At 69.7% G+C, this 18,274-nt stretch carries 18 protein-coding genes; 10 read left to right on the forward strand and 8 right to left on the reverse strand.

Annotation, left to right across the window (positions count from 1 at the left end):
- The first annotated feature begins 2 nt into the window (after positions 1–2).
- Positions 3–1,463 (forward strand): UbiD family decarboxylase, encoded by a 1,461-nt coding sequence (locus tag EGT29_RS25690; protein ID WP_124691654.1) that lies wholly within the window; start codon positions 3–5, stop codon positions 1,461–1,463.
- Positions 1,464–1,488: 25 nt separating this feature from the next.
- On the opposite strand, the gene EGT29_RS25695 is transcribed toward EGT29_RS25690, so the two are convergent.
- Both EGT29_RS25695 and EGT29_RS25700 read right to left on the reverse strand, forming a co-directional pair.
- Positions 1,489–2,961, reverse strand: a complete 1,473-nt coding sequence (locus EGT29_RS25695; protein ID WP_124691655.1) for a deoxyribodipyrimidine photo-lyase — start codon at positions 2,959–2,961, stop codon at positions 1,489–1,491.
- Entirely contained in the window at positions 2,951–3,592 is a 642-nt protein-coding gene (locus EGT29_RS25700; protein ID WP_124691656.1) for a MarR family winged helix-turn-helix transcriptional regulator, read from the reverse strand. Before EGT29_RS25700 ends, EGT29_RS25695 begins: the two co-directional genes overlap by 11 nt.
- 155 nt (positions 3,593–3,747) lie before the next feature.
- Here EGT29_RS25700 and EGT29_RS25705 point away from each other — a divergent pair, with 155 nt between their 5' ends.
- The 3 genes from EGT29_RS25705 to EGT29_RS25715 all read left to right on the forward strand — a co-directional run bounded on the left by EGT29_RS25705 (position 3,748) and on the right by EGT29_RS25715 (position 7,383).
- Positions 3,748–4,761, forward strand: coding sequence for a tripartite tricarboxylate transporter substrate binding protein (locus EGT29_RS25705; RefSeq protein WP_124691657.1), 1,014 nt, complete (start codon positions 3,748–3,750; stop codon positions 4,759–4,761).
- A 12-nt stretch (positions 4,762–4,773) separates the two neighbouring features.
- The gene (locus EGT29_RS25710) at positions 4,774–6,087 is read left to right on the forward strand and encodes a Rieske 2Fe-2S domain-containing protein (RefSeq protein WP_124691658.1); all 1,314 of its coding nucleotides are present in this window, start codon (positions 4,774–4,776) and stop codon (positions 6,085–6,087) included.
- A 108-nt stretch (positions 6,088–6,195) separates the two neighbouring features.
- Entirely contained in the window at positions 6,196–7,383 is a 1,188-nt protein-coding gene (locus EGT29_RS25715) for a Gfo/Idh/MocA family protein (protein ID WP_124691659.1), read from the forward strand.
- On the opposite strand, the gene EGT29_RS25720 is transcribed toward EGT29_RS25715, so the two are convergent.
- From EGT29_RS25720 to EGT29_RS25730, 3 genes are all read right to left on the reverse strand, one after another.
- The gene (locus EGT29_RS25720) at positions 7,368–8,144 is read right to left on the reverse strand and encodes an SAM-dependent methyltransferase (protein ID WP_124691660.1); all 777 of its coding nucleotides are present in this window, start codon (positions 8,142–8,144) and stop codon (positions 7,368–7,370) included. The two genes, EGT29_RS25715 and EGT29_RS25720, sit on opposite strands and share 16 nt — an antisense overlap.
- 10 nt (positions 8,145–8,154) lie before the next feature.
- On the reverse strand, positions 8,155–9,117 hold the full coding sequence (locus tag EGT29_RS25725; protein WP_124691661.1) for a LysR family transcriptional regulator: 963 nt from the start codon (positions 9,115–9,117) through the stop codon (positions 8,155–8,157).
- A gap of 82 nt (positions 9,118–9,199) precedes the next feature.
- Complete coding sequence (locus EGT29_RS25730; protein ID WP_124691662.1) at positions 9,200–9,976, reverse strand: enoyl-CoA hydratase/isomerase family protein; 777 nt, start codon at positions 9,974–9,976, stop codon at positions 9,200–9,202.
- Positions 9,977–10,128: 152 nt separating this feature from the next.
- Between EGT29_RS25730 and EGT29_RS25735 the strand changes: the two genes are divergently transcribed.
- Both EGT29_RS25735 and EGT29_RS25740 read left to right on the forward strand, forming a co-directional pair.
- Positions 10,129–10,716 carry a carboxymuconolactone decarboxylase family protein gene (locus EGT29_RS25735; protein ID WP_124691663.1) on the forward strand — a complete coding sequence of 196 codons (588 nt, stop codon included), beginning with the start codon at positions 10,129–10,131 and terminating at the stop codon, positions 10,714–10,716.
- Positions 10,713–11,546: an amidohydrolase gene (locus EGT29_RS25740; protein ID WP_124691664.1), complete on the forward strand. Its 834-nt coding sequence runs from the start codon at positions 10,713–10,715 to the stop codon at positions 11,544–11,546. The genes EGT29_RS25735 and EGT29_RS25740 overlap by 4 nt, the downstream gene beginning before the upstream one ends.
- Positions 11,547–11,552: 6 nt before the next feature.
- Here EGT29_RS25740 and EGT29_RS25745 read toward each other — a convergent pair whose 3' ends face one another.
- The gene (locus EGT29_RS25745) at positions 11,553–12,167 is read right to left on the reverse strand and encodes a glutathione S-transferase family protein (RefSeq protein ID WP_124691665.1); all 615 of its coding nucleotides are present in this window, start codon (positions 12,165–12,167) and stop codon (positions 11,553–11,555) included.
- A gap of 11 nt (positions 12,168–12,178) precedes the next feature.
- Positions 12,179–13,408 (reverse strand): CaiB/BaiF CoA-transferase family protein, encoded by a 1,230-nt coding sequence (locus tag EGT29_RS25750; protein ID WP_124691666.1) that lies wholly within the window; start codon positions 13,406–13,408, stop codon positions 12,179–12,181.
- 251 nt (positions 13,409–13,659) lie between these two features.
- Between EGT29_RS25750 and EGT29_RS25755 the strand changes: the two genes are divergently transcribed.
- The 4 genes from EGT29_RS25755 (at position 13,660) to EGT29_RS25770 (ending at position 17,642) form a co-directional block, all read left to right on the forward strand.
- Positions 13,660–14,700, forward strand: a complete 1,041-nt coding sequence (locus tag EGT29_RS25755; protein WP_238160209.1) for a ketopantoate reductase family protein — start codon at positions 13,660–13,662, stop codon at positions 14,698–14,700.
- 101 nt (positions 14,701–14,801) lie between these two features.
- Positions 14,802–15,782, forward strand: a complete 981-nt coding sequence (locus EGT29_RS25760; protein WP_124691667.1) for a tripartite tricarboxylate transporter substrate binding protein — start codon at positions 14,802–14,804, stop codon at positions 15,780–15,782.
- A 23-nt stretch (positions 15,783–15,805) separates the two neighbouring features.
- Positions 15,806–17,092, forward strand: coding sequence for an aconitase family protein (locus tag EGT29_RS25765; RefSeq protein ID WP_124691668.1), 1,287 nt, complete (start codon positions 15,806–15,808; stop codon positions 17,090–17,092).
- A gap of 13 nt (positions 17,093–17,105) precedes the next feature.
- Positions 17,106–17,642 (forward strand): 3-isopropylmalate dehydratase, encoded by a 537-nt coding sequence (locus EGT29_RS25770; protein ID WP_124691669.1) that lies wholly within the window; start codon positions 17,106–17,108, stop codon positions 17,640–17,642.
- Here the strand turns inward: EGT29_RS25770 and EGT29_RS25775 are convergent.
- On the reverse strand, positions 17,639–18,271 hold the full coding sequence (locus EGT29_RS25775; RefSeq protein ID WP_161567976.1) for a glutathione S-transferase family protein: 633 nt from the start codon (positions 18,269–18,271) through the stop codon (positions 17,639–17,641). The genes EGT29_RS25770 and EGT29_RS25775 overlap by 4 nt on opposite strands.
- Positions 18,272–18,274 lie beyond the last annotated feature (3 nt).

Consider the following 18,274-nt stretch of genomic DNA (forward strand, 5'->3'; position numbering starts at 1 on the left):
GAATGCAGAAGACATGGAACGACTACGACCGTCCCCACCAGGACCTGCGGGAACTGCTGGAGCGCGTCGACAAGGCAGGCGAACTGCTGCGCGTCTCGGGCGCCGACTGGAACCTGGAAGTCGGCACCCTGGCGGAGATCATCCACGGCTCCCAGCACGGTGAAGCCCCCGCCATTCTGTTCGACAACATCCCGGGCTACCCGGCCGGCTTCCGGTTGCTGTCGGGCGCATCGAACTCGTCGGCGCGGCTGGCCCTGACGCTGGGCTTCCCCGTTCCCCGTGGGCCGATGGACGTGGTCCAGTCGTATCGCGACCGCATGCAGCGCCACGAACCCATTCCGCCGCGCGTCGTGGAAACCGGTCCTATCCTGGAGAACATCGACCGCGACGACGACGTCGACATCTTCAAGTTCCCCGTCCCCTTCCTGCACGAGCTGGACGGCGGCCGCTACATCGGCACGGATGACCTGGTCATCATGCGGGATCCCGAACTGGACTGGATCAACATCGGCACCTACCGGTCGATGGCGCACAGCCGCAACCAGGTCGGCCTGTGGACCTCGCCCGGCAAACAGGGGCGGCAGATCCGCGACAAGTATTTCAAGCAGGGCAAGCCCTGCCCGGTCCTGATTTCCTGCGGCCACGATCCCATGCTGTTCCTGGCCGGTGGCAACGAACTGCGCTTCGGCCTGTCGGAGTACGACTACTCCGGCGGCCATCGCGGCCTGCCCTTCGACGTGGTGCTGAGCGAAGTGCACAAGCTGCCCATGCCGGCCCACAGCGAGATCGTGCTGGAAGGCGAGATGTATCCGGACGACACGCTGCCCGAGGGGCCCTTCGGCGAGTTCACCGGCTACTACGCGGGCGGCAAGAGCAACCAGCCGGTGGTGCGCATCCAGCGGGTCTACTACCGCAACGATCCCATCCTGACCATGGCCACGCCGCTGCGGCCGCCATCGGACTTCTCGTTCTCCAAGTGCGTCATGAAGGCCGGCATGATCTGGGACGAGGTCGAGCGCGCGGGGCTGAGCGGCGTCAAGGGCGTCTGGTGCCACGAAGCCGGCGCGGCGCGCCTGTTCAACATCATTTCGATCAAGCAGGCGTACGCGGGGCATGCCCGGCAGGCCGCGATGCTGGCGGCGAACTGTCAGTCCGGGTCCTACCTTGGACGCTTCGTCGTGGTCGTCGACGAGGACGTCGACCCCACCAATCTGTTCGACGTCGTCTGGGCGATGTCAACCCGCTGCGATCCGGTGGAGGACATCGAATTCATCCGCAAGGCCTGGAGCGGGCCCCTGGATCCACGCATTCCGCGCGGGACCGCCACCAACTCGCGCGCGGTGATCGATGCCTGCCGGCCCTTCGAAATGCTGAAGGACTTTCCGCCGGTGGCCTGCGCCACGCCCGAGCTGCGGCAGAAGGTAGAGGCGAAGTTCGCCGACCTGCTGGCGAAGCTGAAGTAAAGCGGACGGCGGGCGGCCCGTGGCGTCACGGGCCGCCCGGCGTCTCCTTCACCGCCTCGAAGCGCATCAGCGTGCGGGTACGCGCCCGCGCATGGTCCACCACGGGCAGCGGGTAGTCCCGCCCCAGCCGCAGGCCGCACGCCTCGGCATCCACCGGCCGCATCGCGGCGGGGAAATGGATGTGCCGGTCGGGTACGCGCGCCAGCTCGGGCACGTAGCGCCGGATGAAACTCCCGTCGGGGTCGAACTTCTCGGACTGGGTGACCGGATTGAAGATGCGGAACCACGGCTGCGCGTCGCAGCCCGTGGAAGCCGCCCACTGCCAGCCGCCGTTGTTGGCCGCCAGGTCATAATCGTTCAGGTGCCGGGCGAAGTGCCGCTCGCCCCGGCGCCAGTCGATGCCCAGGTCCTTGGTCAGGAACGAAGCCGCCACCATGCGCAGGCGATTGTGCATGTAGCCGGTCTGGTGCAGCTGGCGCATCGCGGCATCCACCAGCGGGTAGCCCGTGCGGGCCTCGCACCAGGCCTGCCACAGCTCGGGCGCGTCGTCCCAGGACAGGCGGTCGAAGGCCGGTTTGAAGCAGCCCTGCACCACGTGCGGGTGGTGCCACAGGATCATCTGGTAGAACTCGCGCCAGACCAGTTCCGACAGCCAGGCCTGCGCTCCCTCGCCGCCATGGCGGCGCGCCAGCGCGGCCAGTTGGCGGATGGACACGGTGCCGAAGCGCAGATGCGTGGACAGGTACGAGACGCCCTTGCGCGCGGGATAGTCCCGCGTCTCGTGATAGCGCGCCAGGCGGCGCCCGAAATCCCGCAACAGCTCGCGGCCGCCCCGCATGCCGGTAGGCAGCGCCAGCGCGGAAAGATTGGTGGGCAGGAAGCCCAGCGACTCCAGGGCGGGCGGATGCTCGCCGGCGGGCTTGGGCGCCAGGCGCGCGGCATGGCGCTCGACCGGATAGGACTTGAGCTGGAAGCCGTCGGCCCGCTGCAGCCAGGCGCGCTTGTACGGCGTGAACACGCTGCAGGGCCGGCCCTGCTGCGTCAGCACCTCGTCCCGGTCCAGCACCACCTGGTCCTTGTAGTCGCTGAACACGATGCCGCAGTCCGCCAGCTCCCGCGCCACCCGCTGGTCGCGCGCGATGGCGTCGGGCTCGTAGTCGCGGTTGGCCAGGACCTCCCGCACGCCCAGCTCCCGCGCCAGGCGGACGATGCACGTCGGCGCGCCGCCGTGCCGGACGATCAGGCCGCTGCCCGCGGCGCCCGCCTCGCGCGCCAGGCGATCCAGCGCCTGGTCCAGCTCCAGCACGCTGGCGTGGATGAATTCCACGCGACGGTCGGCGCGGTCGGGCAGGGCATCGAGGATGTTGGTATCGAAGACGAAGGCGCAATACACCTTCTGGTGACGCATCAGCGCCTGGTACAGCGCGGCGTGATCGAAACTGCGCAGGTCGCGCCGGAACCACACCAGGGCGGCCCCGGCCCGCGCCTCATTCGTCATGGGCGACGGCCCGCTTCTGGCGCGGTCCGGCGGCCTGCGTCCGGACCTCGGTCTCGCGCCGGGGCGCGCGGGCACGCTGGCGCTCCACGCGTTCGGACACCCGGCGCGACAACTCACGGGTGGACGGGATGCGCAGGCTGCGCTCCTCGGCCTTTTCCTCGTCCTCGGCCAGGTTGGCGATGATGCCCAGCAGCACCTTGCGCGCCACGCCTATCTCGTCCGCCGTCAGCCCCCGGATGCCGATGCGGTTGACGTCCTCGGCCAGCGGGATCAGCTTGCGCTCGAGCTCGCGGCCCCGGTCCGTCAGGTACACGTACATATTCTTCTTGTTGCCGGGCAGGTGCTTGCGCTCGACGTAGCCCAGGGCCTCCATGGCCTTGAGCGCGCTGTAGGTGGTGGGCTCCATCACTCCCGCCTCGTCGCTCAGTTCGCGCTGGGTCAGGCCGTCCTGTACCCACAGGATGCGCAGGAAGGCCCAGTGCCCGAACGAGACGTGATGCTCGTTCAGCCTCATCTGCAACGCGCGGACGAAGGCGCGCGTGGCGTCCTTGACGAGGTGGGCCAGGCGGTCGTTGGGCGCCGCGCTTTGCCAGTGCTCCAGGATCTTGCGGGTGTCTTCGGCGGAACTCATGGTCTTCCGGGGGGGCTGTGCTCGCGCAAATGATACCCGTCCGGTACCGCCGAAACGGGGGCTTGAAAAATACTTAGAGCTTTAATATTATTCTTATAGCTCTAATAAAACCAGTGTACCCGGATGACCGGGACATCCACCCCCAGGAGACCTCCATGACCCATTCCGTACACCGTTTCGTCCGAGATGCCGCCACGGCGGCCACCCGCCTGGGCCTGGCCGCGCTGCTGGGCTGTGCGCCGGCGCTGGCCAGCGCCGACGACGCGGCCGACTACCCCTCGCGTCCCGTCCGCTTCATCGTGCCCTACGCCACCGGCGGCCTGCCCGACACGGTGGCCCGCATCATCGGCCAGCGCCTGACCGAGCACATGGGCAAGTCCTTCGTGGTCGAGAACAAGCCCGGCGCCAACGGCGTGGTGGCCGCGCAAACGCTGATGAACAGCCCGCACGACGGCTATACCTTCCTGGTGACCGACGGCTCGATGATGTCCATCAATCCGTCGCTGTACAAGGATCTCGCCTATCAGCCCAAGCGCGATTTCGTGCCGGTCTCGCTGGTGGCGACCTCGCCGCTGTTCATCGCCGCCCGCCCCGACTTCCCCGCCAGCACGCTGCAGGAATTCGTCGAGCTGGCCAAGAAAAGCCCCACCGGCATCACCTACGGTTCCTCGGGCGTGGGCAGCAGCCACCACCTGACGATGGAAGCCTTGAAAAGCGCGCTGAACCTGCGGCTGGACCATGTCCCGTTCCGGGGATCGGGCCAGGCCGTGCCCGCGCTGGTGGGCAAGCAGGTGGACCTGGTGGTGGCCGCGCTGCCCTCGTTGTCCGGGTTCGCGCAAAAGGGGCAGGCCAAGATCCTGGCCACGAACTCGCTCAAGCGCTCGACCCTGGCGCCCGACGTCCCGGCCATCTCCGAGATCGTTCCCGATTTCAATTTCGCCGTCACCGTCGGGGTGCTGGCGCCCACCGGCACTCCCCCGGCCATCGTGCAGAAGCTCAGCGCCGAGGTCGCCAAGGTGGTCAAGCAGCCCGAGGTCATCAAGCAATTGCAGGGGCTGGGCATCGAACCCGTGGGCGGAACGCCGTCCGAATACGCGCAAGCCATCGATGAGGAAGCCCGCCGCTACGCCGGCCCCATCAAGGCCGCGGGCATCAAGCCAGAGAATTGAAGGAGAAACAGCATGTTGTCGCATGAAAAAAACGAGCGGCTGTGCCGCGTGGAGGGCGATGCCCCGATGGGCGCGCTGATGCGCCGCCACTGGCTGCCGCTGTGCCTGGTCGAGGAAGTGGCCGAGCCGGACGGCGCGCCGGTGCACGCCCGTCTGCTGGGCCTGGACCTGGTCGTGTTCCGCGACACCCAGGGCCGCATCGGCGCGCTGGACGAGAAATGCCCGCACCGCCGGGTCTCGCTGGTCTACGGCCGCAACGAGGAAGGCGGGCTGCGCTGCCTGTACCACGGCTGGAAGATGGACGTGACCGGACAGGTGCTGGACATGGCCTCCGAGCCCGAGACCAGCCCCATGGCCTCGAAGGTACGCACCAAGGCCTATCCCACGCGCGAGTGGGGCGGCATGGTCTGGGTGTTCCTGGGCAAGGAGGAAGACGCGCCCGAGTTCGTTCCCCCGCCCTGGGCGCCGACCCGCGACGCCAAGGTCAGCATCGCCAAGGTCATCCTGCCCTGCAACTGGGCGCAGGTCCTGGAAGGCGCGATCGATTCGGCCCACAGCTCCAGCCTGCACTCGTCGGACTTCGTGCCGGCCAAGGTCAGCGGCGCCGAAGCCACCGACAAGAACTGGCTGCGTCCGTCCACCGACAAGGCGCCGCGCCTGCAGGTCGAGCGCACGCCCTATGGCTTTCGCTACGCCGCCATCCGCCGGCCGATCTTCGAGGCCGACACGCAGGACTACGTGCGCTCGACCGTGTTCGTCGCGCCCTTCACCGTGCTGGTGCCGCCCAATAACCTGTACAACGTCGCCAACGTGAACGTGCCCATGGACGACACGAACACGGCGTTCTACTTCCTGGCCTGGGGCCATCCGGCCAAGACGCCCGATACCGAGACCTGGCGCAAGTTCCTGCGCGCGCAGATCGGCCCGGACGTGGACGACCGCTACCGGCCGCACCGCAACCACGACAACCGCTTCTGGCAGGACCGCCAGGCGATGAAGGCGGGCAACTTCACCGGCATCACCGGCTTCCCCAACCAGGACATCGCTATGTGGGTAACCATGGGCGCCCTGGCCGACCGGTCCGAGGAAAGGCTGGGCACCAGCGACCTGGCCATCGTCGAGTTCCGCCGCCGGATGCTGACCGCGCTGGACGAGTTCGCGGCGGGCGAAGCGCCCATCGCGCTGGGCGAGAACGCCATTCCCGGGGAAATCTGTTCGTTCCAGGCCATCGTGCCGAAGTCGGTCGACTGGCGCGAGTACAAGGTGTCCCACGTGTGGGACGACGTGCCCGCCGCCCAACGACTCGACTCCAACTACGAGGTATAGCCCCCCCCTACGCGCTTACGCGCGCCCCCCAGGGGGCGGCACTGGCGGACCGGCAAAGCCGGATCCGCTGTGCCCTGGGTCAGGCCACGGATTTTCGAAGGAAGACGGATGTCAATTGCTCCATTGCGGCTGGGCGTAGCCGGCCTGGGACGCGCCTTTTCGCTGATGCTGCCGACCTTCCTGGGCGATGCGCGCATCGTGCTGGCGGCGGCCTGCGATCCGCGCGAGGCCGCGCGCGCGCAGTTCGCGCGCGACTTCGGCGTGCCGGTGCACGGCGACATCGACGCGCTGGCGGCCGATCCGTCGCTGGACGCGATCTACGTCGCCAGCCCCCACCAGTTCCACGCCCGCCATGCCGAGATCGCCGCGGCGCACGACAAGCACGTGCTGGTGGAAAAACCCATGGCGCTGGCCATGGACGAATGCGATCGCATGATCGCGGCCTGCGAGCGCGCCGGCGTGCACCTGATCGTGGGCCATTGCCACAGCTTCGACACCCCCTACCTGAAGACCCGCGAGCTGATCGCCAGCGGCGAGTTCGGCCAGGTGCGCATGATCCATGCGCTGAACTACACCGACTATCTCTACCGTCCGCGCCGGCCGGAGGAACTGGTCACGGCCGAAGGCGGCGGCGCCATCTTCAGCCAGGCCGCGCACCAGGTGGACATCGTGCGGCTGCTGGCGGGCTCGCCGCCCACGCGCCTGCGCGCCGCGGTCGGCAACTGGGATCCGCGCCGCGTCACCGAAGGCGCCTACTCGGCCATGCTGTGGTTCGAGTCGGGCGCCTACGCCTCGCTGTCCTACAACGGCTATGCGCATTTCGATTCCGACGAATGGACGGGCTGGATAGGCGAGATGGGCAACCGCAAGTCGCCCGACGATTACGGCGCCGCGCGGCGCAAGCTGGCCGCCGTCGCCTCGCCGGAGGAAGAGGCCCGCGCCAAGGCCGCCGGCACCTATGGCGGATCGGCCTACAAGCCGCCGGCCGACAACGACGCGGCCCGCGCCTACCAGCACTTCGGCCCCATCATCGTGTCCTGCGACCATGCCGACCTGCGGCCGCTTCCCGACGGCATCGCGATCCACGCCGACGAAGCGAAACGATGGGTGCCGCTGGACAGCCCGGCCGTGCCGCGCCATGAAGTGATCGACGAACTGGTGGCCGCCGTGCGGCAGGGGCTGCCGCCCCGGCACGACGGCCGCTGGGCCCGGGCCACGCTGGAGATCTGCCTGGCCATGCTGCAATCGTCCCGGGACGGCCAGGACGTCCCGCTGGCCCATCAGCCGTCCTGGTAGTCGCCCGCGGGGCGCTCCAGGAAATCGCCGACGTAGACGAGGTGCTCGAACGGCAGTTCATGCCGGCCCGCCACGTCCACCAGCGTATCCAGCGTGGCGCGCAGCACCTGCTGCCGCGCCGCGCGTCCGGCATGGCAGACGATGGCCACGGGCGTGTCGCCCGGATAACCGGCGCGCAGTTCCTCCACCACCCGGGCCAGGTCGGTCCGCATCGTGAACAGGACCAGCGCGCTGCGGCTTTGCGCCAGCACCGACAGGCGGTCGCTGCCGCCATAGCCTTCGTTGGCGTTCTTGCCCAGGCTCAGGATCACCGACTGGCTGGTGCCGCCGCCCGTCACGGCACAGCCCAGCGCCGCGTTGCCCGCAGCGAAGCTGGAGACGCCCGGCACGACCTCGGGCGCCAGGTCGCGGAACGCATCCAGGTAGCCGACCTGCGGTCCGTACAGCGTCGGGTCGCCCTGCGTGAGGACCGCCACGGTGCCGCCCGCCGCGACGCAATCGCGGATGGCCTGCCGGCGCGGCGACTCTTCGGCCTCGACCTCTTCCCGCGAGGCGCGGCGCCTCGCCATGGGCGTGAACAGGCCGTGGCCGGCTTCCATGAACCGCTTGCCGGCCAGTTGCTCGGGGTAACGGGCGGGCGCATCGGCCTGGCCCAGCACCAGGTCGGCCTCGCGCATGATGCGGTCGGCCCGCAGCGTCAGGAGGTCGGGATCCCCCGTGCCCAGGCTGACGAGATAGAGCTTGCCGGGTTGGGACGGCATCGGGTTCCTCCTAGCGATCGGTGCGCCACATGCCGTCGCGCGCCATCCTGTCCACGATCTCGCCGATCAGGCCCGCGATGGCCGAGACGGCCTTGGCCGGCCCCTTGGTCTTGGCGAAGACCAGCGCGACGGCGCGCTGGAACGGTGGGTCGACGATGCGCGCGGCCTGCACCTCGCCCTTGCCGACCTCGGTCCACACCGCGTGCAGCGGCAGCACCGTGTACAGCCGCTCGCGCGCGACCAGCGAGGCCTGGAGCGGCAACGAATCGGCCTCGATCACCGGGGCCAGCGTGATGTGTTCCTGGCGCGCCATGGAATCGAGCGCCGTGCGCAGCCCGTTGGGCGCGCTGGGCAGGATGAAGGGCAGCTCGTGCAGGCTGCGAAAGGGCACTTCCTCCTGCGCGGTCAGGCGATCGCCCGCGGGTCCGATCAGGTAGCTGTCCACGGTGGCCAGGCACTGCTCGTGCTCGGGCAGCGTGCCGCCGTAGCGGTACAGGATGCCGATGTCCACGCGCGCGTCGACCAGCCATTCCTCGACCTGGCCGCTCGACCCTTCCAGCACCTTCAGGTTGACGCCGGGATAGCGGGCCCGCACCTCGGTGAAGAGCTGACCGACCAGATGGTGGCCGATGGACGGCAGCGTGCCCAGCGTGACGCGGCCGCTGGCGTCGCGCGCCTGCTCGCGGATCTCGTTTTCCAGTTGCTCGGCGTCGGCCAGCAGCGCCCGCACCTGGGGGAAAATGCGCTGCCCCACGTCCGACAGCTCCACGCCCCGGCCGGTGCGCACGAACAGCCGCGTGCCGCACTCGCGTTCGAGCGCGTTCAACTGCCGGCTGAGCAAGGATTGATTGCTGTTCAGGAACAGCGCCGCGCGCGTCAGGCTGCCCAGTTCACCGATCGCCAGGAAGGCTCGCCATTTCTGCAGGCTGGCGGTGACGTCCAGTTGGATGCTGGTGGCTTTGGGATGCTGCATCGCAAGCGGCGCTCGTCCAGGAAAAGAAGACGAGTTTATACCCGCCCGCGCATCGCGGGACGCCGCGCCCCGCGCCAGGCTCCTACCGCCCCTTGAACACCGGCGCCCGCTTCTCGCGGAACGCGGCCTGCGCCTCGGCGGCATCCTCGGTGGTGGCGATGATCGCGGTCATGTCCTGTTCGTAGCGATAGCCGTCGCGCAGGCTCATGTCCTCGATGGTGTTCAGCGTGTGCTTGCCCATGCGCGTGGAGACGGGGCTCTTGGCGGCGATCACGCCGGCCATTTCCATGGCGGCGGGCAGCAGGTCTTCCGGCGCCGTGCAGGCCTCGACGATGCCAAGCCGGTAGAGTTCTGCCGCCGGCACCCGGTAGCCGGTCAGCATCATGCGCCGCAGCAGCGAATGGGGGAACAGGCGCATTGCGTGGCGGCATCCGCCCAGCAGGCCCACGTCCACTTCGGGCAGGCCCAGCGTGGCGCGCTCGGAGGCGATCAGCACGTCGGCCGAGGCCACCATGGCCAGCCCCGATCCCAGCGCCGGACCGTTGATCGCCGCCACCACGGGCTTGGCGCATTCGCGGATGGCGTGGAAGCACTCGCGGGTGCGGCGCAGGTGCGCGGGCAGGTCGCCCGGCCCCTTGATCACGTCGGCCCGGCCCTTCAGGTCGGCGCCGGCGCAGAACACCTTGCCCGCCCCCGTCAGCACGACCACCCGAATGTCGGGCGTCTCGGATATCCAGTCCAGCGCGGCGGTCAGTTCGTCGTTCAGCACGCGGGTCAGGGCGTTGACCGGCGGGCTGTCCAGGGTCACCAGCGCGATGTGGCCATCCACCCGCAGTTGCAGTTGCTTGAATTCGTTCATGGAAAAGATCGTGGTCGTGGGCAGGGTACGCAGCGAGTCTAGGCGCGCGCGCAACCCGCGCAAAGGCGGGCGCGGTCAAGGCTGCTATGCGCCCCGCGCCATAGCGCGCGCGGGCGCCGCGCCCGATAATGCGGCGAAGACGAGAGGAGTCCATGCCGAGAATCGACCTGCCCACGCCCGAAACCATGAGCCCGGAACAGCGCCGGGTGCACGACAAAGTCATCGCCGGCAAGCGTGGCCGGCTGCGGGGCCCGCTGCGCGCCGCGCTGTACAACCCCGAGCTGGCCGACCGCTGGTCGGCCATGGGCGAGCTGCTGCGCTACGACACCACGCTGCCGCCCCGGCTGTCGGAACTGGCCATCCTGGTCACCGCGCGGGCCTGCAGTTCGCCTTTCGAGTGGGCCGCCCACAAGACCGAGGCCGAGAAGGCGGGCGTGGAAGCCTGGGTCATCGAGGCGCTGCGCGAGCGCCGCATCCCCGTTGAACTGACGCCGGACGACGCGCTGGTGGTGCGCTACGCCAGCGAGCTGAACGCCCACCGGTCGGTGTCCGACGCCACCTATGCCGCCGCGCTGGCCCGCTTCGGCGCGCGCACCCTGGTGGAACTGACCGCGCTGGTCGGCTACTACACGCTGGTGGCGATGACGCTGAACGCGCACCAGATCCCGCTGGAACCCGGCGTCGTCGCCGCCTTTCCGCTGCCCCAGGACGACCCGGCGGTATGGGGCAAGGCCCGATGAGCGACACCGCGCGACAGGTTACCCCGATCACGGGCTGGGATTGCCACAACCACCTGCTGGGCCCCTACGACCGCTTTCCGCTGGCGGCTGAACGCAGCTACACCCCGCCCGAGGCGCTGATCGCGGACCACTCGGCCATGCTGGCCAGCCAGGGGCTGTCGCATGCGGTGCTGGTGCATCCCAGCGCGTATGGGGAAGACTATGCGCTGCTGTTCCACGCGCTGTCGGCGCACGACCACCTGCGCGGCGTCATCGTCGCGCGGCCCGGCACGCCGCTGGATCTGGGCACGTTGCGCGAACGTGGCGTGCGCGCGCTGCGCTACAGCCACCGCGGCGGCACGGCCGGGAATTTCGCCGGCAGCGCCTCGATCGACGACCTGCGGCAAATGGCGCACGCGGTGGCCGATGCCGGCCTGCACGTCGAGCTCTGGACCGACTGCCAGGCGCTGCCCGGCATCGCCCCCCTGCTGGCAAGCCTGCCCTGCCCGGTCGTGATCGACCACATGGGCAGCTTCGACGTGGACGCGGGCACGAACGACGCGGGTTTCCAGCAACTGGTCCGGCTGCTGGGCGAAGGCAAGGCCTGGGTCAAGCTGTCGGCCTACCGCAGCCTGCTGAAGGCACCGGACCTGGAGCCCGGCCGCCCCTTCCATCGCGCGCTGGTCCAGGCCAATCCCGACCAGCTCGTCTGGGGCAGCGACTGGCCCCACATCCGCATCGATCCGTGGCCCGGCACGCGCCGGCTGTTCGATGCCTTCCTTGCCTGGACCGGCAGCGAACCGCTGGCGCGCCGGATCCTGATCGACAACCCGACCCGGCTCTACGCGTAGGGCGGCTCATCCTTCCAGCACGGGCTCCGTGCGCCGGAAGGACGGCCGCGCCGCGACCTCGTCGTACCACGCGGCCAGATAGGGCGCCCGTTCGCGCCATTGCAACGCGCCGAAGCGGAAATCCAGGTAGCCCAGCGCGCAGCCCATGCCGATGTGGCCGATGCCGAACGGCGCCGCCGCCAGTTCGCGCGCCTCGCCTTCCAGCCTTTGCAACGACGCCTCGGTCTTGATCCGGAAGGCGTCGATGAGCGCGTCCGAACGCTGCGCGCCGTCCCGGTCGGCTTCGTTGCGCCAGAGGATCAGCACGTCCAGCAAGCCGTCGGCGAAGGCGTGCCAGCGCAGCGTCCGCCATTTCTCCGGCCCCCGGGCGGGGAAAAGGCGGACGCCGGCCAGGTCGTCCAGGTATTCGCAGATGACCGCCGAATCGAACAGGGCGGACCCGTCGTCCAGCACCAGCGTGGGGATCTTGCTGAGCGGATTGTCCCGCATGATCTGCGGATTCGGCCGCAGCATGGCCGCCACCGACCGCACCAGCTCCACGCGGTCCTCCAGCCGGAGTTCGTGCAGGCACACCATGACCTTGCGCACATAGGGCGACTTGGGCGACCAGTGCAGCTTCATGCGTGTCTCCTTCAGATGGCGCCGGCGGCGCGCAGGGCCTCGATGCCGGCGGCGTCGTAGCCCAGTTCGGCCAGGATCTCGGCGCTGTGCTGGCCCAGCGTGGGCGGCGCCGCCAGGCCCGGCAGCGCGGCATCGGCGAAGCGCATGGGACTGGCGACCTGCGGGACCTGCCCTCCGCTGGGATGCTCGATATGACGCAGGAGGCCGCGCGCGATCGCCTGCGGTTCCTCGAACACCTCGGCCACCGAATTGATCGGCCCGCAGGGCACACCCGCGCCATCCAGCAGGGCCAGCAGGCTCGCGCGGTCGCGGCGGGCGAGATCCTCGCGCAGCATGGCCGACAACTGTTCGATGTTGCGCACGCGCTGCGCATTGGTGGCATAGCGTTCGTCCGCCGCCCATTGCGCGTGGCCCAGGGCCTCGCACAGCTTGCGGAACTGGCCGTCGTTGCCGACCACCAGGATGATGTCGCCGTCGGCGCAGCGGTAGACGTCCTGCGGCTGGATGTTGGGATGGGCGTTGCCGTTGCGACGCGGCGGCTTGCCGGACACGAGATAGTTCATGGCCTGGTTGGCCAGGGTGGCCACCTGCACGTCGAACATGCCGATGTCGATATATTCGCCCTGCCCCGTCTCGTTGCGCCGGGCCAGCGCGGCCAGCACGGCCACGGCCGTGTACATGCCGGTCATCAGGTCGACGATGGGCACGCCCACCTTCTGCGGACCGCCGCCGGGACGGCCGTCGCGTTCGCCGGTCACGCTCATCAGGCCGCCCATGGCCTGTATCAGGAAGTCGTACGCGGGCTGGTCGCGGCGCGGGCCGGTCTGCCCGAAGCCGGTGACCGAGCAATAGATCAGCCGGGGGTTCAGCGCCCGCAGCGACGCCTCGTCCAGGCCGTAGCGCGCCAGCGTGCCGACCTTGTAGTTCTCCAGCAGGATGTCGGCGCGCAGGGCCAGCTCGCGCACGACGCGCTGGCCCTCGGGCGTATCCAGCCCGATGGTGATCGACCGCTTGCCGCGGTTGACCGCGAGGTAATAGCCGGCCTCCTCGGTGTCCTCGCCGCGGCCGTCCTTCAGGAAGGGCGGTCCCCAGGCGCGCGTGTCGTCGCCGCTGCCCGGGCGCTCCACCTTGATGACGTCGGCCCCCAGGTCGGCCAGGGTCTGGCTGGCCCAGGGGGCGGCCAGGATGCGGCTCAGGTCCAGGACTTTGACGTGCGACAACGGGCCCGTCGATCGATGCATACATTCCTCCGCGTGCGCGCCGATGGCCGGACGCGTCTCGTCCGTCCGCGCCTGTCGCCGCTGTCCGGACTCTAGGGGCGCGGCGCGGGCTTGCCTACTGCCTGCGCCGGCAAGACTGCAATGCGTCCATGCGCATAACGTGGGCGCTATATCCCCGGCGCGCAGGCAGAAATGCCGCGCGGGTACACCGCGCGGGCGGCGCGGGCCGGAATAATGGACCGCATCGCCAACGCATTCCGGAGACACCACCGATGGACGACGCGCACGACCGGACCCCGTCCGACCCTGGCCGCATGAGGATAGGCGTCGCGGGCGCGGGCGCGATAGGCGGCTTCCTGGCCGCGCGCCTGGCCCTGGCGGGCAACGACGTCAGCGTGCTGGCGCGCGGCGCCACGCTGCGCGCGCTGGACGAATACGGCATCCGGCTGGACAGTGGCGGCACGCGCTCGGCCGCCCGCGTCCGCGCCAGCGACGATCCCGGACGGCTGGGCCCGCAGGACCTGCTGATCCTGGCGGTCAAGTCGCCGTCGCTGCCCGGGCTGGCCGACCGCCTGGGCCCCATGATCGGGCCGGACACCCTGGTGCTGCCCGCGTTGAACGGCGTGCCGTGGTGGTTCTTCCAATCGGGCGACGGCCCCCTGGCGGGCCACCGGCTGCGCGCCGTGGATCCCGACGGCCGGCTCGAACGCGCCATTCCCGCGGACCGCGTCCTGGGTTTCGTGGTGTTCCCGTCCAGCTCCAGCCCCGAGCCCGGCGTGGTCGCCCACGCCTCGGGGTCGCGGCTGGTGGTGGGCGAACCGGCAGGCGGCGCCAGCCCGCGCGCGCGGCGCGCGGCCGACAGCCTGGCCGGTGCCGGCTTCGAGGCCTCCGCCAGCCCCGACATCCGCCGCATTGTCTGGGAAAAACTGCTGGGCAATGCCTGCTTCAACCCGGTCAGCCTGCTGACGGGCTCGCACACCGACCTCCTGATCGACGACGAACGCGTCAACCGCCTGTTCCAGGCCATGATGCGCGAACTCCTGGCCGTGGGCGACGCGCTGGGCCTGCCGCTGGCCATCGAGCCCCCGGCGCGGCTGGCGGTCACGCGCAAGCTGGGCCACATCAAGACCTCCATGCTGCAGGACGTGGAAGCGGGCCGCGCGGTGGAACTGGACAGCATCCTGGGTGCCGCCGTCGAGATCGCCGGCGAACTGGGCGTGCCGGCGCCGCTGCTCGACACCGTCTACGCGCTGGCGCGGGTGCGCGCCGAGCGGCTGGGCCTGTACGCCCCGCCGTTAACGCCCACGCCATAGCAGCTTTGCACGGCGGCGCCTATCCGGCGGCGAAGCCGGCCCGATACCATGCCCGGACATCGACAAAACAGGCGGCCACGTCCGCCACGGAGGAGACTGCCATGCACGCCAGACGCCTTGCGGCATGCCTGATCGCGAGCTGCACCCTGGGACTCTTCACGGCGCCGGCCATGGCGCAGGGCGCCTCGTGGCCCACGCGGCCGATCCGCTTCATCGTGCCCTTCCCGCCCGGCGGCCCGACCGACACCTATGTGCGCACCATCGCCGGCCCCCTGGGCGAGGCGCTCAAGCAGACCATCGTCGTCGAGAACCGCGCGGGCGCGGGCGGCTCGATCGGCACGGCCGCCGTGGCCAAGGCGGCGCCGGACGGCTACACCATGGGCCTGGGCGCCGGCGGCGCGCTGATGGTCATGCCTCACCTGATGAAGGTCCCCTACTCGGTCACGCAGGACCTGACCTACGTCTCCAGCCTGGCGCAGGTGCCCGCCGTCATCGCGGTCAACGCCAAGTCCGGCATCACCAACATGGCGCAATTCCTGGAGCGTGCCCGCAGCCATCCCGGCAAGATGAACTACGCCAGCGCGGGCACCGGCACCATGGTCCACCTGGCCGGCGAACGATTCAAGCGCGAAGCCGGCATCGACATCGTCCACGTTCCCTATGCCGGCGCGGCCCCCGCCATCACCGACCTCCTGGGCGGACAGGTCGAGTCCATGGTCTCGGACCTGACGCCCATCCTGCCCCATGTGCAGGCGGGCACGGTCCGGGTCCTGGCGGTGACCACCGAGAAGCGCACCCCGCTGCTGCCCGATGCGCCCACCCTGGTCGAGCTGGGCTATCCCAAGGTCGTACAGGCGACCGAGTACGGCGTCATCATGCCGGCCGGCACGCCCGCCGCCATCGTCAACCGCGTCCAGCGCGAACTGGCCACCATCCTGGCCACCCCCGAGGTGCGCAAGGCCTACGAGCAGATGGGCTCGCTTGCCGTCTCCAGCTCGCCCGAGCAATATCGCAAGAACGTTCTCGGCAGCTATGAATTCTGGGGCCAGTTCATCAAGGAAACCGGCATTTCGCTGAATTGATCCAAACCACGGGAAACCCTGCCATGCCTGCCTCCAGCGGCCAGACCATCGCCCAGAAAATCCTGGCCCGCACCGCGGGCCGCGAGACCGTGGCGCCGGGCGAGTACGTCAACTGCGTGCCGGACCACGTCGTCACCCAGGAGATGGTCTGGCCCATGCACAAGCGCAACCTGGAGAAGATCGGCGCGACCGCGTTCGCCCGGCCCGAGAAGGCCATCATCGTCATCGACCATACGCCGGCGGCCGCCACCGGTTCGCCGCACGCCGCGACGCACCACATGCTCAAGCAGCTGACGCGCGACTTCGGCATCGACAACTTCTACGGCCCCAACACCGGGCTGCGCCACCTGGTGCTGGTCGAACGCGGCTTTGCCCGGCCCGGGTCCCTGGTGTTCTCGGACGAAGGCAACATCGCCTCGATCGGCGCGGTGGGCGCGCTGAACATCCCCATGTCCACCGACGTGCTGGCGCCGCTGCTGAACGACCGGCACTGGGTGTGCGTGCCGCGCACGGTGCGCATCGAACTGGTGGGCAGCCTGCCCTTCGGCGTGACCGGACGCGACCTGGTCCAGGCCATCATCCGCGACCACGAGGAACAGGGCACCTTCCTGCAATGCTGCGTGGAGTACGGCGGGCCGGCGCTGGCGGAGCTGAGCCTGGACGACAGGCAGGCCATCCTGGCCTCGACCTTCCACACGGGATCGGACACCGCCATCATGGACGTCGATGCGCGCGCGCTCGAGTATGTGGACGAACACGCGGACGGCCGGCCCTACCAGGTGGTGCGCAGCGATCCGGACGCCGACTACGCGGCGGTGCTGACCTACGACCTGTCGCGGTTGACGCCCATGGTGACCGTGCCGCCCACGCAAAGCGGCGCGGTCGACGTCGCGCGGGTGGCGGGCCGGCGCATCGACCAGGCCGCCGTCGGATCCTGCGCCAACAATCGGCTGGAAGACATGCGGGCGGCGGCCGCCGTGCTGCGCGGCCGCCGGATCGCCCCGCACGTCACGATGTACATCTCGCCGGGCAGCCAGAACGTCTACGCCGCGGCGGCGCGCGAAGGTTTGCTGGAGGTGTTCGCCGAAGCCGGCGCCACCGTGCTGTCGCCCGGCTGCAATACCTGTTGGGGCTACCTGGGCGTGCTGAGCGGCGAGGACGTCTCCATCACCACCCACCAGTTCAACTACCAGGGCCGCAACGGCAGCACCCAGGCCGCGGTCCACCTCGCCTCGCCCTATACGGTGGCGGCCTCGGCCGTGGCCGGCGAGATCGCGGACCCCCGCCCGCTGCTGGCGGGCAGGCTTTGAGGAGCGGCACGACATGAACGAAGCATCCTCCGTGCGCACCCTGCGGGGCCGGGTCTGGAAATTCGGCGACCAGGTCTGCGGCGACGACGGCATCATCGAATTCGCCGCGGTGCGGGACGGCTTCGGCAAGCCGTTCGACCTGGACGCGCTGCGGCAGATGTGCTTTCGCCAGGTGCGGCCCGAGTTCCCGTCGGAAGTCCAGCCGGGCGACATCGTGGTGGGTGGCAGGAACTTCGCGCATCACAACCACGTGGAAGTCAGCGTCGCCATCAAGGCCTCGGGCATCGCGGCGGTGCTGGTGGAGTCCTGCGAATCGGGCTTCATCCGGCGGGCGCTCAGCCAGGGGCTGCCGATACTGCTCGTTCCCGGCATCACGCGGGCCGTGGCCGATGGCGACGTGATCGGCGTCACGCCGGCCACCGGCGCGATCGAACTGGCCGATGGCCGCGTCCTCCCGTCGCCGCCGTTCTCGCCGCAGATGGTGCGGATCTGGGAAAACGGCGGACTGATCAACGCGCTGGCGGGCGAGTTCGCGGCGGCCCGGACCTAGGCGGGTTTTTGCAGGCGCGGATCGAACTGCACGGTCCGGCGCAGCGATTCGCGCTCGGCCATGCGGTCGGCCCAGGCCGACAGACGCGGCCGCGTGGTGCGCCATTGCAGGTCGGCGAAGCGGAAATCGGCATGGCCGACCCCGACCGCCACGCCCAGGTGGCCGATGTCGAACTCGCGGCGGTCCAGCTCGTCCACCGTGGCTTCGAGCGCGTCCAGCGTGGCCAGGGTCTTGGCGTGGTACGAGGACAGGTGCGCCGGCGACTGGAGCGCCGGGTCGCGGCCGCGCTCGTTGTTCCACAGGATCAGGATGTCGGTCAGTCCGTTGCCCAGCGCGTGCCAGCGCAGCGCTTCCAGGCGCTGGTCGAACCCCTGGGGAAACAGCCGCCCCTTGCGGCTGTGGTGGTCCAGGTATTCGCAGATGACCAGCGAGTCGTACAGGGCCACGCCCTCGTCCGTCACCAGGGTGGGGATCTTGCCCAGCGGGTTGTCCCGCTCCACGTCGGCGTTCACGGTCGACAGCGAAACGGTGGACAACCGGGTCTGGATGGACGCGTCCAGTCCGGTCTCGATGGCCGCGGCCATGACCTTGCGCACGTAGGGCGAGCGGGTGGACCAATGCAGCTTCATGCG

The sequence above is a fragment of the Pigmentiphaga sp. H8 genome (genome assembly GCF_003854895.1).
In the GTDB taxonomy this organism is placed as follows: Bacteria; Pseudomonadota; Gammaproteobacteria; order Burkholderiales; family Burkholderiaceae_B; genus Pigmentiphaga.

What these genes read in the sequence shown, in the direction of transcription:
- EGT29_RS25715 (WP_124691659.1), top strand. Translation starts at nt 6,196, where the DNA reads ATGTCAATTGCTCCATTGCGGCTGGGCGTAGCCGGCCTGGGACGCGCC.
- EGT29_RS25700 (WP_124691656.1), bottom strand. Translation starts at nt 3,592, where the DNA reads ATGAGTTCCGCCGAAGACACCCGCAAGATCCTGGAGCACTGGCAAAGC.
- EGT29_RS25705 (WP_124691657.1), top strand. Translation starts at nt 3,748, where the DNA reads ATGACCCATTCCGTACACCGTTTCGTCCGAGATGCCGCCACGGCGGCC.
- EGT29_RS25735 (WP_124691663.1), top strand. Translation starts at nt 10,129, where the DNA reads ATGCCGAGAATCGACCTGCCCACGCCCGAAACCATGAGCCCGGAACAG.
- EGT29_RS25690 (WP_124691654.1), top strand. Translation starts at nt 3, where the DNA reads ATGCAGAAGACATGGAACGACTACGACCGTCCCCACCAGGACCTGCGG.
- EGT29_RS25745 (WP_124691665.1), bottom strand. Translation starts at nt 12,167, where the DNA reads ATGAAGCTGCACTGGTCGCCCAAGTCGCCCTATGTGCGCAAGGTCATG.
- EGT29_RS25775 (WP_161567976.1), bottom strand. Translation starts at nt 18,271, where the DNA reads ATGAAGCTGCATTGGTCCACCCGCTCGCCCTACGTGCGCAAGGTCATG.
- EGT29_RS25750 (WP_124691666.1), bottom strand. Translation starts at nt 13,408, where the DNA reads ATGCATCGATCGACGGGCCCGTTGTCGCACGTCAAAGTCCTGGACCTG.
- EGT29_RS25755 (WP_238160209.1), top strand. Translation starts at nt 13,660, where the DNA reads ATGGACGACGCGCACGACCGGACCCCGTCCGACCCTGGCCGCATGAGG.
- EGT29_RS25725 (WP_124691661.1), bottom strand. Translation starts at nt 9,117, where the DNA reads ATGCAGCATCCCAAAGCCACCAGCATCCAACTGGACGTCACCGCCAGC.
- EGT29_RS25710 (WP_124691658.1), top strand. Translation starts at nt 4,774, where the DNA reads ATGTTGTCGCATGAAAAAAACGAGCGGCTGTGCCGCGTGGAGGGCGAT.
- EGT29_RS25740 (WP_124691664.1), top strand. Translation starts at nt 10,713, where the DNA reads ATGAGCGACACCGCGCGACAGGTTACCCCGATCACGGGCTGGGATTGC.
- EGT29_RS25730 (WP_124691662.1), bottom strand. Translation starts at nt 9,976, where the DNA reads ATGAACGAATTCAAGCAACTGCAACTGCGGGTGGATGGCCACATCGCG.
- EGT29_RS25770 (WP_124691669.1), top strand. Translation starts at nt 17,106, where the DNA reads ATGAACGAAGCATCCTCCGTGCGCACCCTGCGGGGCCGGGTCTGGAAA.
- EGT29_RS25760 (WP_124691667.1), top strand. Translation starts at nt 14,802, where the DNA reads ATGCACGCCAGACGCCTTGCGGCATGCCTGATCGCGAGCTGCACCCTG.
- EGT29_RS25720 (WP_124691660.1), bottom strand. Translation starts at nt 8,144, where the DNA reads ATGCCGTCCCAACCCGGCAAGCTCTATCTCGTCAGCCTGGGCACGGGG.
- EGT29_RS25765 (WP_124691668.1), top strand. Translation starts at nt 15,806, where the DNA reads ATGCCTGCCTCCAGCGGCCAGACCATCGCCCAGAAAATCCTGGCCCGC.
- EGT29_RS25695 (WP_124691655.1), bottom strand. Translation starts at nt 2,961, where the DNA reads ATGACGAATGAGGCGCGGGCCGGGGCCGCCCTGGTGTGGTTCCGGCGC.